General features: G+C 49.3%; 12 protein-coding genes. 9 read left to right on the top strand and 3 right to left on the bottom strand.

Annotated elements, in window-relative coordinates:
- The first annotated feature begins 3 nt into the window (after positions 1-3).
- The 3 genes from ACFSUC_RS19090 (at position 4) to ACFSUC_RS19080 (ending at position 1998) form a co-directional block, all read left to right on the top strand.
- Positions 4-330, top strand: coding sequence for a cytochrome C oxidase subunit IV family protein (locus ACFSUC_RS19090; protein ID WP_379931245.1), 327 nt, complete (start codon positions 4-6; stop codon positions 328-330).
- A 221-nt stretch (positions 331-551) separates the two neighbouring features.
- Complete coding sequence (gene ctaG / locus ACFSUC_RS19085) at positions 552-1448, top strand: cytochrome c oxidase assembly factor CtaG (protein ID WP_379931244.1); 897 nt, start codon at positions 552-554, stop codon at positions 1446-1448.
- A gap of 88 nt (positions 1449-1536) precedes the next feature.
- Complete coding sequence (locus ACFSUC_RS19080) at positions 1537-1998, top strand: DUF420 domain-containing protein (protein ID WP_379931243.1); 462 nt, start codon at positions 1537-1539, stop codon at positions 1996-1998.
- Positions 1999-2179: 181 nt separating this feature from the next.
- Here the strand turns inward: ACFSUC_RS19080 and ACFSUC_RS19075 are convergent, their stop codons facing one another.
- Positions 2180-2800, bottom strand: a complete 621-nt coding sequence (locus tag ACFSUC_RS19075) for a hypothetical protein (RefSeq protein WP_379931242.1) — start codon at positions 2798-2800, stop codon at positions 2180-2182.
- Positions 2801-3139: 339 nt separating this feature from the next.
- Here ACFSUC_RS19075 and ACFSUC_RS19070 point away from each other — a divergent pair, with 339 nt between their 5' ends.
- Positions 3140-4549, top strand: a complete 1410-nt coding sequence (locus ACFSUC_RS19070) for a C39 family peptidase (RefSeq protein ID WP_379931241.1) — start codon at positions 3140-3142, stop codon at positions 4547-4549.
- A gap of 193 nt (positions 4550-4742) precedes the next feature.
- Here ACFSUC_RS19070 and ACFSUC_RS19065 read toward each other — a convergent pair whose 3' ends face one another.
- Both ACFSUC_RS19065 and ACFSUC_RS19060 read right to left on the bottom strand, forming a co-directional pair.
- Positions 4743-5822, bottom strand: coding sequence for a Gfo/Idh/MocA family protein (locus ACFSUC_RS19065; protein ID WP_379931240.1), 1080 nt, complete (start codon positions 5820-5822; stop codon positions 4743-4745).
- Positions 5823-5849: 27 nt separating this feature from the next.
- The gene (locus ACFSUC_RS19060; RefSeq protein WP_379931239.1) at positions 5850-7013 is read right to left on the bottom strand and encodes a Gfo/Idh/MocA family protein; all 1164 of its coding nucleotides are present in this window, start codon (positions 7011-7013) and stop codon (positions 5850-5852) included.
- 214 nt (positions 7014-7227) lie between these two features.
- Here ACFSUC_RS19060 and ACFSUC_RS19055 point away from each other — a divergent pair, with 214 nt between their 5' ends.
- The 5 genes from ACFSUC_RS19055 to ACFSUC_RS19035 all read left to right on the top strand — a co-directional run bounded on the left by ACFSUC_RS19055 (position 7228) and on the right by ACFSUC_RS19035 (position 13660).
- A complete protein-coding gene (locus ACFSUC_RS19055) occupies positions 7228-8094 on the top strand; it encodes a helix-turn-helix transcriptional regulator (RefSeq protein ID WP_379931238.1) in 867 nt (288 codons plus the stop codon).
- Positions 8095-8233: 139 nt separating this feature from the next.
- Entirely contained in the window at positions 8234-9205 is a 972-nt protein-coding gene (locus ACFSUC_RS19050; RefSeq protein ID WP_379931237.1) for a carbohydrate ABC transporter permease, read from the top strand.
- Positions 9202-10059, top strand: coding sequence for a carbohydrate ABC transporter permease (locus ACFSUC_RS19045; protein ID WP_379931236.1), 858 nt, complete (start codon positions 9202-9204; stop codon positions 10057-10059). Before ACFSUC_RS19050 ends, ACFSUC_RS19045 begins: the two co-directional genes overlap by 4 nt.
- Before the next feature lie 178 nt (positions 10060-10237).
- Positions 10238-12019 (top strand): cache domain-containing sensor histidine kinase, encoded by a 1782-nt coding sequence (locus ACFSUC_RS19040; protein WP_379931235.1) that lies wholly within the window; start codon positions 10238-10240, stop codon positions 12017-12019.
- 12 nt (positions 12020-12031) lie between these two features.
- The gene (locus tag ACFSUC_RS19035) at positions 12032-13660 is read left to right on the top strand and encodes a response regulator (RefSeq protein ID WP_379931234.1); all 1629 of its coding nucleotides are present in this window, start codon (positions 12032-12034) and stop codon (positions 13658-13660) included.
- The last annotated feature ends 128 nt before the right edge of the window (positions 13661-13788 follow it).

Below are 13788 nucleotides of genomic sequence, written 5' to 3'. Positions count from 1 at the left end.
CTGATGGGACAACAACAAGTAACTCAGCAACCAGCCTCTAAGGTAAAAAGAGGCCCGGTACACGAAGGACCGAGGAATCATATTATTACGTATGCCATATCCATGATCTTGACCTTTATTGCTTTCGTGGCGGCAGCCAACGATGCTCTGAGTGGCGGATTCGTCATCTTCCTGCTGGTCACGATGGCGATGGTGCAAGTTATTGTACAGCTTGCATTCTGGATGCATATGAAAGACAAAGGTCATGTCTACGCGTTTATCGCGCTCTTCACAGGTTTTATTACGGCACTCACTGCAGTAGCCGCTGCCCTGTTCTTGATGTGGTGGTAAACAGCAAATCGTTGAGATGGTTGACGAAGACGGAAAGGGAGCAGAGATGCTCCCTTTTTTTTCAACAAGCTATGCGATTTTCCTCGTGATGGGACAACTTTCATTTTACATCTGTACGCGGCTTGGCGTACAATACGGATAGATTGATTGTGAATCGTTTGACAGGGTTCAGGATGTCACGTTTTAACGAATCTCTCTTTTGAAGAGGAGGGGATAGATATATGCTAGGATTGCAATATTTCAGCTTTGAAGCGATCTGGAGTCCACTGTTTCTGTTGCTGTTTATCGGGGTAGCCATTGTGTATCTGCTGCTGGTTGGACCGTGGAGCATCCGTTTCAAGGAGTCAGAGGCGGTTGCGTGGTGGCGAAAAGCGGTATTTTTAATCGGCCTTACGCTGTTGTATCTGACACAGGCCGGACCGCTAAGTCTGCTGGCTCATTTGATGTTCAGTGCCCATATGTTCAATATGGCGGTGTCCTACATTCTGGTTCCCCCGTTGCTGCTCATCGGAATTCCGGCATGGATGCTGCGCCCGTTGCTGCGCATCCGTGTGCTGCAATATCTGAAGTTCCTGATGCATCCATTGCTTACCATGGTATTTTTTAATGCAGCCTTTTCGTTCTACCATATTCCGACGATTCATGATTACGTTATGACGAATTATGAAGTCCATGCTGCGTATTATGTATTGCTGCTGGTAACCTCTCTCATGATGTGGTGGCCAATCATCAATCCGCTGTCTGACGAAGAACAGTTGAGCGGATTGAAGAAGATGGGCTATATTTTTGCCAACGGCGTGCTGATTACGCCAGCTTGTGCGCTCATTGTCTTTGCCAATGAGCCGATGTACAACACCTTCACAGATCCCACCATCTGGGCAGAGGCCATGGGCTATTGTGTTCCGGCGGGACAGGACTGGGTGCTGACACAATTTTCAGGACCGCAGTTTTTTACTTCCATGTCAGCCCTTGATGATCAGCAGCTAGGCGGTGTTATTATGAAGCTGCTGCAGGAAACGTTGTATGGCATCTTGCTGTTGTATGTATTCAAGGAATGGTATCGCAATGAAAATCCGGAGAAAGAGGACGATTTGCCTCCATCGATGGACCCGGCATAATGATCGCCATCTGGTGGTGTCATGACTTGCTTTCAAGGCGTTGTGGCATCGTCATGCAGTAGAAAGAAATTGGGAAACAGAGGCAGGGATGATTGTGGCAAATATACTTCCATTCATAAGTACGTGTTTTATCGTATTGAGTGCGATTCTGGTGGCGGTTGGCTGGCGTCTCATCGTCCAGGGAAAACGCGAAGCCCATCAGAAAGTCATGGTATGGGGAGCGATCAGTGCGGTTCTGTTCTTTACGATTTATCTGACGAAGACTTTCGGCTATGGCAGTACGCCATTTGCGGGTCCAGACAGCATGGAGACATTGTACCGAATCTTTCTGATCTTCCACATCGTATTGGCTACCGTCTCTGCGGTAATGGGACTGGTTACGCTTCAGCTGGCCTATACGGGCAACTTTCTGAAGCATAAGCGACTTGGCCGACCGACTGCGGTCATTTGGTTTATTACCGCGATAACAGGAGTCGCTGTTTATTACTTGTTGTATATTCTGTACCCGGCACCGGAAACAACGAATCTGATTGATGCCATTTTTGGTTAAGGTTATACGGATATCAAAACATAAATAAAAAGTTCCCTTCTCCTGCAAAACTTGCACAGGAGAAGGGAACTTTTTATTTTGCATGAAGCCTCCAGGACAGGAAGAAGACGGAGATCAGACAGCTCAAAACAAAACCAAGATAACACCAATAATGCGATCTGATCACCGCTCTATAGATGAATCAAGAAGAGATCGGAATGATATATTCGATGCTCTTGTCCATGTTGGCATCCTGGATTTCTTCCCGCGCACGATAAAAATCCTGGGAGCTTTCATGGGTGAAGACTTCCTTATTGCCATCCTCATCCACGATACATACTTTATATTTCCGCTGGGGTGCCGGTTCTTCTTGCGCTGGTGTGAGAGGAACCTCGGATGAATAGGGTTGATGTTCCTGCACCCACAGATTCGTGTCGTAAGTCAGTTCTTCCTGCAATCGATTATAGATTGTCAGCAGCTCTTCCTGCAGTTCCTTGCCTGTCATTCGCTGCGCCCGATCATAAATGACCTGCAACTGATTGCCACTCTGGCTCCGCATGCTGGAACTTCTTCCTCGCAGTGATGGATTGACTTCGAGATAAATGCGGTCTTCTCTTGGAACAAGCTCGATTTTGCCGTTGCGCAGCTGATGTTCCTGGACAATTTTCTCTGAGAGATGGATTTGTCCGAGCTTGGATAGCTTGTTTCCGTTCTCGTTCCGTTCAAAATAAAGGGCGTGGTTCTCATCTTTTTTCAGCTGAAGCAAATCGCCAAACCCTAATCCCAACTGCTTCCGGATTTTTGTTGGAATGTAAATAAGCATGACTACCTCCTATTAAATATGAAATTTTCAGAATGAATAACCAATTTCATCCACAAATTTTCTAATGATTGTCTATATTAATGATTCGCTATCTATGCGCGAAGTCCTGCTTTACGCAGGCATAAGTTCGAGATGATTCGACTTTTGATAGAGAGGGTATAGAATCTTAAAACCAACCACCCTTCTATCTATTAAATGATTCTACTAATTAAAGGTTATCGCGTTATTTTCCTGTTCTAGCATCCTGATAGAAGTGTGGGGATCAGGATGAAAGGCGGGAGAAAAGTGGGCGAAATAAGAGTAGAAATGGCAAATGGGAACCGTATGGGGTGGTTATGTATGAACGATACCAACGAGAGGTGGTTCAGTGCATTCGCTATTGTCATTCTTAGTATCGGATTGGTTATTTTCCTGTTGGGGAGTGTCAATCAAGCGGAAGCTGTCCGAGACGCGGAAAATGCGAATGATACCGAGCTGCAACTGTTTGTAATGGTCGATAGTGAAGCGGCGATTGTAAACGATCAGATCACCGAACTGGATTTTGCTCCTCTCCTGATTGAACACGCTGTTTATCTTCCACTGCGAAACATGGTAGAGACGATGGGGGGGCAGGTTTTATACTCGAAAAGCGAACTGGCCCTGATGTGGCAAGGCGAGCGCAAGGTGCTGTCTGATCAACCAGCGAATCTCCGTCAGGTAGGCGGGACCACCTATATCGGTGCTCGTTTTTTGTCAGAGCAGATGGGGCTTGGGATATATTTCGATGCTACAAAGGTATTGGTGATGCATCACGCACCGCAATCCCCATCCGCGGCAAACCCTCCCTCATCAGCAAAACTTCAGTCTCTGCGACAGCAACTGATGCCGTATGCCCCTTATACCGTTTGGCAGAAGGACAAGCTGTTAAACGGCTATTCAAACTTGAAGGCAGCGAAGCAGTTTGCCGTGACGATGGAGAACGTGCATATCGAGCAGGAAGGAACCGTCATCTGGGACAACAAGCCACCGTATTTGGTGAAGCAGTCTGGCAGGCTGATTAACCGCTTTTCCACGTTTGCGGAGGCCGTCCGCTATGCAGAAGGCTATGCTTCGACTGAGGTCGTGTACAAGCAGCAGTCGCTGTGGGCGAGAGAAAAGCAGCCCAAGCCCATACGGATGAAGGTGGAGAAGCAGTTTCAGCTTCCGATGCTGGCCAGAGGCTGTGAAGTGACCTCGTTGTCTATGCTCTTAAGCTATCACGGTATTAAGGCGGATAAGATGAAGCTGGCGAAGGAAGTGAAGAAGGTTCCGATGTTTGAGAAAGGATCAGACGGGAAGATCTACCGGGGCAATCCATATGAGGGCTTTGTCGGGAACATCTACACCTTCCGCGAGCATGGTCTTGGCGTCTATCATGGGCCGATTGCGGAACTGGCGGAGCGTTATGCACCTGGACGGGTGGTCGATCTGACAGGCGCACGTTTTGATGATCTGCTCCATGTGCTGGCTGCCGGCATGCCGGTCTGGGTCATTCACAATACCCATTATGACTGGCTGCCGTCTTCTTACTGGACGACCTGGAAAACAAAAGCTGGTGATATCCGGATTACGTATAAGGAACATAGTGTGGTCGTCACCGGCTTTGATGAACGATATGTCTATATCGCAGACCCGCTTAACCGCAGGCAAAAGGTTGAAATCAAAAGATTTGAAGCCGGGTGGAATCAAATGGGCAAACAGGCCGTCACGATCTTGCCTTCGTCTGCCTGAGGATCAGCCTTTCAAAAACGAATAAACCTGTAAACAAACCTATAAACAAACATGTATACAAACCTGCAAACATGCAAAAAACAACCTCCTGCTCTGGGAGCATGCTCTGCCGCATCCGTATAGATTCATACACGGTTTGCGAGCTGGGAGCTTGCTCTTCCAGGTCAGGAGGTTGTGTCGGTTATATGATCAATCAGGAGAAGGATACTCGTTGCGCTTTTTGCTGGGCAATCAGACACAGTTCTGCTGCTTTGAACGTGTGCGCCTGCGTCATCGCTTTCTCCGTACGATGGATACAATCGAGGATCAGCTGACCGAAGTATGGGAAGCCCACCTGTCCATTCACAGAGAAATGCTGTTCTCCGTCTTCATTGACGAGGTAGACATGATCTCCTGTCTGTTCTCTGCTTACATCGACATACTTGCGCAGTTCGATATAGCCTTTCGTTCCGAGAATAAACGTACGTCCATCTCCCCACGTGCTAAGTCCGTCAGGCGTAAACCAGTCTACCCGGAAATACTGGGTGGCACCATTGTCGCCTACGAGCGTTGCATCCCCGTAGTCCTCAAGCTCTGGATATTCCGGATGCTGATAATTGGCGACCTTGCTATGCATCACCGTGGCATCCTTGGCACCGGAGTAGAACAAAAACTGCTCGATTTGATGACTGCCGATATCACAGAGAATGCCGCCGTATTTTTCAAATTCAAAGAACCAGTCCGGACGGGAAGGCGCATTCAGACGATGCGGACCGAATCCCGTTACTTGCATCACCTGACCAATCGCGCCCTGTTCGATCAAGTAACCGGCATAGACCGCACTTTCCACATGCAGACGCTCGCTGTAATAGACCGCGAAAATTTGTCCTGTCTCCTCACAGACCTGGCGGGCTTCCTCCAGTTGCTCCATTGTGGTGAACGGCGCTTTATCCGTAAAATAATCTTTGCCATGCTTCATTACCTTGACCCCGAGCGGACCACGCAGATTGGGCACCGCTGCTGCAGCGACCAGCTGAATATCCGCATCAGCAAGAATTTGCTCCAGCGAGTCCGCAATCGCGACATTCGGATAAATCTTCTTGAACTGCTCTACTTTGGACTTGTCTTCATCATAGACCCATTTCAGGTCAGCCCCTGCTTCAATCAATCCGTTGCACATGCCGAAGATATGACCATGATCCAGTGCAGTAGCGGCGAATTGAAACTCTCCCGATTTGACGACCGGGTTTGGCTTGCCCTGCGGGGCGTAATTCATTCCATCTGATTTTTGCATGATTGATCAGCTCCTGCTTCGAAGATTTTAGAACGTGTTGTCTACGTCAAGGGTTTGCTCATTGACCTGTTTTTTCTGAAAAGTAGAGTTCTGAATTCGCTCTTGAAGCAGCGAGTAAAACAGTTCTTCATCCAGCGGCAGATCGACCCAGTTGTCTGTCCAACTGGATAACAGCATGGCATTGGACAAAGTCAGACCTTTAATGCCCTCTTCTCCCGGAGCAAGCAGTTCTGTGCCATGCAGGATCGCATTGACCCAGTTTTGGGTGATGCCCGGGTGCTCCGGATTGCTTCCTTGTACAGGGATCTCGATCTTCCAGTTCTCCGGCTCTCCGAATCCGCCTTTAAAGGTACGGTTGAATTCCGATTCCGGGGTTCTCAGACGCCAAAATGTCATCTGATTGTCCTCAATCACAATCTTGCCCCGATCTCCGGTGATCTCAAAGCGGTTGGTGCCAGGCGCTTCACCTGTCGTGGTAATGAAAACACCCGTCGCGCCATTTTCATATTCTACATAGGCGGTAACGTCGTCCTCGACTTCAATATTGCGATACTTGCCAAATGAACAAAATGCTCTGACGCGCTTAGGCATCATGCCAGTTGTCCATTGCCACAGGTCAAGCTGATGAGGGTCCTGGTTAATCAGAACGCCGCCGCCTTCCCCGGCCCAGGTTGCACGCCAGCCGCCGGAATCATAATAGCTTTGTGGTCGATACCAGTTCGTAATGATCCAGTTGGTGCGTCTGATTTCCCCAATCTCTCCGGAGGCAATCAGGTCTCTGAGCTTCTGATATAACGGATTGGTGCGCTGATTGTACATCATGCTGAATACTTTGCCAGCTTCTGCCGCTGCTTCATTCATCTCCCGAACCTGCTTGGTGTAGACGCCGGCCGGTTTTTCCACGAGCACATGCACGCCAGCTTGCAGCGCTTCAATCGCGGCTTCCGGGTGGTGATAGTGAGGCGTAGCGATCAATACCCCATCGATATTTCCAGATGCGAGCATATCGGTTAATGAAGCATGATAAGAAACGGAATCCGCCCATTTGTCCCGTCCCCAGGCGAGTCTTTCTTCCCGTACGTCAGCAACAGCAGTTAACTGCGCTCCTTTGATTTTCCCGTTGAAAATGTACTGGGCATGCGCACTTCCCATATTGCCAAGTCCTACAATACCAATGCGTACAACGTTCATATGAATACCTCCAACTGTTTTTCGAGATTGAATTCGTTTATGACTGCTTTTATCTTACCATGCCCGTTCCCTGTTCTTCTGAACCCGAATTGTCGGATATCCGGGAATCAATTATCTCTCATTGTTGTGATGGGGTTCACACGTGCTATACTGGGAAGAAATCTGAACCTCCATTCCTGTGGAGCGAAACCAGACAGAAAGAAGGGCGGCAGACATGGATATCTCTCCGCAGAATCTGTTGATCAACAATATTGAATACAAACACCGGGCCGAAGATTATGTCGGCGTGTTTTTTCATTCCCATCCCCAGCACGAAATTTTTTATTTTCATGAAGGGGAGTGCAATTATTTGATTGGCGACAAAATCTACATGCTGCAACCTGGTGATCTGATCATCATGAATGGCATGACGCTGCATTGTGCCAAAGTATCCAGACGACAGCCCTACGTGAGGTCTGTCATTCATTTTGAGCCGTCCTTCGTGCGGGAATGGTTCCAGCTTCCCTGTACCGAACAGGTGTTACAGCCTTTTCAGCAACTGAACAATGCCCGTGTTCATTTAACGGGTGCGCAGCGGACAGAGATGGAGGAACTGCTCGTCAGACTGGCAGACAGGCAACAGAAACCGGGAGAACGAAATCGAGATCGCAGCTACCTCGCATTCTATGATCTGATGCTGTTTATATCCGGCTGCTTCTCCGCGCAGATGAAGCAAGGGGAGAACAAGGAGAGCTCAGAGAAGGTGAAGGCGGTTCAGAACATGATTACGTATCTGGCTGCGCATTATATGGATGATATCCATCTGGAGACTCTGGAAGAAGCGATCCATTTGGATAAATACTATATGTCGAAGATATTCAAGGAAATTACCGGCGTGACCATTTTTACGTACTTATATGAAAGAAGAATCAATGAATCACGCATTCTGCTCTATCTGAATCCGCAGCAGAAGGTGACAGATATCAGCTATCAGGTGGGCTTCAAGCACCCTGCACACTTCAGTCGCGTGTTCAAACAGCATGTTGGTTGCACGCCTGATCAATTTCGCAAGCAAATGCAGGCCCATGGACAGACAGATTGAAAGTCATCCGTAAAAAGTGAAAGAATTCATTACTTCCTCTTATTTTGGGCAAGCGTTCTTCCATCTACAATAGGTGTATAAGACATAACGCTATCAGGAAGCGAAGACGCTTACTACATGCTCACAAGGAGGAAGGCTCATGGCACAGGCGAAATCCATGCAAGAACCCATGACAACGATGAGTCAAACAAATACGGCCAAGAAAAAACGGCTGAGGGGCAGATGGGAAACGCCGGTTATTGGTTATCTGTTTATTGCGCCGTGGCTGATCGGTTTTCTGGGATTAACTCTCTGGCCGATGCTGATGTCACTTTATTATTCCTTTACGGAATATTCACTTCTGGAGGCGCCACAGTGGATTGGGACAGACCATTACGTCAAAATCTTCACGGCTGATCCAACATTCAACAAGTCTCTGTCGGTTACACTCTGGTTCGTGGTATTCTCTGTACCGCTTAAACTGATCTTTGCTCTATTGGTGGCCATGCTGCTCAATCAGAACGTAAAGGGCATGAGCTTTTATCGACTGCTCATCTACTTCCCGTCCCTGATCGGTACGAGTATTGCGGTCGCGATTTTGTGGAAAAACATGTTCAGTGGAGACGGTTTTATCAACCAGCTGCTCGGCTACGTAGGTATTGAAGGCCGCAGCTGGATCAACTCGCCGGATACGGCGCTCAGCACGCTCGTTATTCTCGTCGTGTGGCAGTTCGGATCTTCCATGGTTATCTTCCTGGCCGGACTGAAGAACATTCCGAGAGACCTCTATGAGGCTTCTTCGGTGGACGGTGCTTCGAAGGTGAGACAATTCTTCCAGATTACACTGCCTATGCTGTCACCGATTATTCTATTCAACATGGTGTTGCAGACGATTACATCGTTCCAGATGTTTACCCAGGCATTTGTCATTACCGAAGGGGGTCCGATTCGTTCGACCTACATGTATGCCCTCTATCTGTATGATCAGGCCTTCGGTCGCCTGCAGATGGGTTATGCGTCTGCCCTGGCCTGGATCTTGCTGATTATCATTGGACTTGCGACAGCGGTCATCTTCTTCACTTCAAGATTCTGGGTGTATTATGAAAATGACAAGGGAGGTAAAGCGAAATGATCCCAAGACAACGACAAAGACAACTCAAAGGCATGGGAACACAGCTGCTGCTTATCGTATTCAGTTTGGCGATGGTTTATCCCGTCATCTGGTGGGTTGGCGCCTCCTTCAAGGGAAATGAAGAAATGAGCTCGCCGAATATTTTCCCGACCGATTGGCTGATCAGCAACTATATTGACGGCTGGAACGCCATCCCTGGATTTACGTTCGGACATTTCTTCGGCAATACCTTCCTGCTTATTCTCGGGGTATTGTTTACAACTTTGATTTCTTGCTCCATTGTGGCCTTCGGCTTTGCGAAACTGGATTTTCCATTGCGCAACTTCTGGTTCTCACTCGTATTGGTGACCCTGATGCTGCCGAGTCAGGTTACACTGGTCCCGCAGTACGTTATCTTCCATGACCTTGGCTGGGTTGATACGTACTTGCCGTTTATCGTTCCCCATTCTCTGGCGGGCGGAATCGGCGGCTCCTTCTTCATCTTCCTGCTCGTGCAGTTTATGAGAGGATTGCCGAGAGAGCTGGACGAAGCGGCCAAGATGGACGGCTGCAGCTGGTTCGGTATCTACTGGCGAATTGCCTTGCCGTTGACCAAGCCTGCGCTGATGACGGTCGGAATCTACTGCTTCCTGTGGAACTGGGACGATTACTTCGGTCAACTGATCTACATTAACTCCGTAGACAAATATACCGTACAGCTCGCCCTGCGCATGTTTATTGATTCCCAGTCTTCCCTGCCTTGGGGTCAATTGCTGGCGATGTCCCTACTGTCGATCGTACCGGCTGCACTGATCTTCCTGTTTGCCCAGAAGCATTTTGTGGAAGGGATTGCAACCTCCGGTCTAAAAGGATAGCATCAAGAGAAGAACGTAACGCCAGAACAGATAAAAGCATAATGTGTGACAGAGGATGCATGTCTACCCATATATTTCATATGGGCAGACTGCATCCCTCTTCGCTTTTGTTGCATGCCTTGCGAGGAGGCGCACAGGTCGCGTTACGACCGTGAGAGAGTGAGAGGTGAGGGAAGAGATGAGACCGTTCAAGAAGTGGAAGCTGCAGAGGGTCATGTTCACCATTTTTGCCGGATTTATTCTGATTCTGCTCGTGTGCATCATCTGGGCGAGCTATCAGATCTCGTCCTCGCAAATGCTCAAGAATACGTCTTATTATCAGCAAAGTTTGCTGCGAGAACTGAATCGGGAAGTCAGTGTGCTCCTGCACTCCGTAGAACAATCGTCCCTTGCCGCTGCCCGCAACCTGAAGCTGGATGATTATTATCAGGAGCAGGATGGCGTCTATGATCGCTACACCCGATTGCGGACGATGCAGGATATGATGGCCCAGACGGTATACAGTTCTACCATTCTGGAATTTGTTGAGCTGTATATCGATGATCATATTCTCACACAGAAGCATGAAGCTGGCGTGCGGGTGATGGACATGGACAAGGTGGAGGATCAGAGCTTCTATTCCCTTCTGGAAGACACCGATGCAGCGTGGATGGGCAACCATATCATTGATACGTACCGTGGAGAGAGGTCGGTCATTACCTTCGCCCGCAAGCTGTATGCCTTTAACGGGGAGTTCCACGGCATTCTCGTCTTTCATGTGAAAGAATCTGTCCTAAGCGACATGCTGGATGAAGTCACAGAGGAAAATGCGATTGGGTCCAACCGTATGCTGTTCGATGCAGGCAACCGGCTGATCTTCTCAACGGATGAGGAGCCGCTATCTTTCGCTGACGAGCACGTCATGTGGCAGGAAGAATGGGGTAAGAGCAGCGGGTATGAACGTACCGTTATCGAACAGGCGTCGTCCACGGACGAGCAGCTCATGGTCTGGAACCGCGCGCCAAGAACGGGCTGGGTCATGGTTGAGCTGACCCCGTGGAAGGAAATGACCAAAGGCAGTGTGGAGCTGGCTGTTAAGCTGGCCTGGATCGGAGCGGCGGCCGTTGTAGTCGCCTTGCTGTTCACTCTGTGGGTTACCCGCCAGTTTACGAGACCGATCCGGCTGCTCACCTCAGCCATGAACAAGTTTTCTGTCACGCGCAAGTCCGTTTACTTGCCGGAGGACTATACCAACGAATTCGGCGTCATGTTCAACGGTTATGACAAGCTGACTCACCGCACGCTGGAGCTGTATCAGTCGCTGGAACAGCAGTACAAGAAGCAGCGTGAAGCCGAAATCACCGCCTTGCAGGCTAACATTAACCCGCACTTTCTGTACAACACGCTGGATCAGATCAACTGGATGGCCATTGGTGCAGGGCAATCCCAGATTAGCCGTGTACTGGAACTGGTCGGCCGCATGTTCCGCATTCAGTTATCGGACGGCAAAACGCTGATCACGCTGCGTGAAGAAATCGAGCATGTGGCATGCTATATGGAGATTCAACAGCTTCAGTTCGGAGAAGGACTTCAGTTTCAGGTAGAGGTGGAGCAGGAAGAGCTGCTCGAGTGTTATTTGCCCAAGCTGACCATTCAGCCCTTTATCGAAAACAGCATCAAGCATGGCTTTCATGGACGAACTGAAGGCAGAGTCCGGCTGCATATCCAGCCGAATGGACGTGATGTACAGTTAACCATTTACGATAATGGCAGCGGATTTGATGACACACAGCCTCAGGCCAAGCCAGCAGCCGGGCCTATGAAAATTCGGACCAAGGGGGGCTATGGCATTCGCAACGTCAGAGAGCGCATTCAGGCCCTGTTTGGAGATCGATATGACATCCAGGTCAGCAGTGTCCGTGGAGAAGGGACGACCGTGACCCTGAATATACCGCGTATGGATGAACAACAAGCCGTTTAGGGGGAGATACAGATGTGGAAGGCCATCATACTGGATGATGAGCGTCAGGTGTTGCAGGGGATGAAGAACATGATTCCCTGGGAGGAGTTCGATATTGTATGCAGCGGGGAAGCGATGGACGGACAAGCAGGTCTGGAGCTGGTCGAGCAAGTGGAACCCGATCTGGTCATTACCGATGTATATATGCCCGTCATGGATGGGCTTACCTTTATCGAGAAGCTGAGAGAACGAGGATTTCCGGGCAAGATTATCATACTGAGCGGGTATCAGGACTTTGAGTATGCGAGACAGGCGCTGCGTCTGCAAGTGGATGATTATCTGACCAAGCCAGCTACATTGGAGACGATCAAGGAGGTGCTGGAGCGGGCCGTCGGGGGACTGGAAGCCCAGGCAGCCAAACAGATGGCCGAAGAGGAGATGCAGGGCAAGCTGGAGCTGTACCAGCCCTTTTACAAGAAGGAATGGCTGAAGTCATTCGTCACGGGCACCAGACCGGACAAGGAGAATGATTTCACGCATGTGGATCATCCGCTCGTGCATTCGGCGTGTCAGGGGGTTTTGGCCGTGGAGATGATGCGCGGTGGAAGAGTGCAGACGGCCTCTATCTCGGATTGGCATCTGTTCCGGTTCGCCGTCCAGCAGCTCTTGAAAGAATTGCTGGATAAAGTGTGGCCTCAGTCCGAACTGGTTGAACTGCACAGCCATTATTTTCTCGTCCTGCTCTATGCAGATGCATCCGTACCAGCAGAAGACTTTATCGCCACCTGCGGGGAAGTGGCTGAGCAACTGTACGATGGGGTCGATCATTTCCTCAACATTCAGGTGAAGGTGGGCATCGGAGGCATTACCACTTCGATTTCCGATATGCGGACGTCTACAGAAGAAGCCTTTTCCGCAATCATCCATCAGCGGAATCCGCATCATGCCTGCAAGGATGTCTACCGGTATATGAAGAATAACCAGCGGGCTGGTCAGGGGTCGTCTGATGAAGTAGAAGAAATGTGGCCGTTTCCGTATTATCATCGCTTGTCGGAAGCGATTCAGCATGCACAGGAGAAGAAGGCATTGCAGGTGATCAGCGAATTCATGACCGAGGTGGAAGGAAGAGAGCTCAAGCCATCTTCCATGCAGCGCATCAGCAGCAGCATCTGGACCGTGATCTCGTATGCCCTCTTTGATTCGGGATTTTCGGTAGAAGAGTTGTTCCCGGGGGGAGAGAAGGAGCGGGAGGGCACCGGTATTACCAAGCCGGAGCATCTGGAAGCGTGGCTGACGGGATTGCTGCAGCAAATCAGTGAGCATGCCGGCTGGAACGAGAATCTGCGGCACAAGCAAGCCGTTGATTTCATGATCGATTACATTCATGATCATTACGCAGAAGAAATTACGCTGACGGAGATTGCCGATCAGGTATATTTGTCCCGCAACTATCTTAGCCTCATTTTCAAAAATATGACCGGTGAAACCTTCAACAGCTATGTCACCAAGGTGAGAATGGAAAAAGCCAAGAGTCTGCTGCTGGAAGGGAAGCTGCTGATCTATGAAATTGCCGAGCAGGTCGGCTACAAAAACATTCCGTATTTCAGTACCCTGTTCAAAAAGCACACCGGATACAACCCATCCGAGCTGATCAAGTCGTGATCCGGATGCACCCATACAAATGCAAAATGAAAGAGTGTTAGATTTTATAACTCTTTGTGCATTTCTCTCATACAGCTTGAAAAGCGAGGATGATACACTTGATTTACATCGGACATGAGAGCCGATGA

Origin of the sequence: Marinicrinis sediminis, assembly GCF_042685085.1 — a bacterium.
Classification (GTDB): Bacteria; Bacillota; Bacilli; order Paenibacillales; family KCTC-33676; genus Marinicrinis; species Marinicrinis sediminis.
Note: the sequence above shows the minus strand (reverse complement) of the source record. Positions and strands in the feature narration are given on the sequence as shown.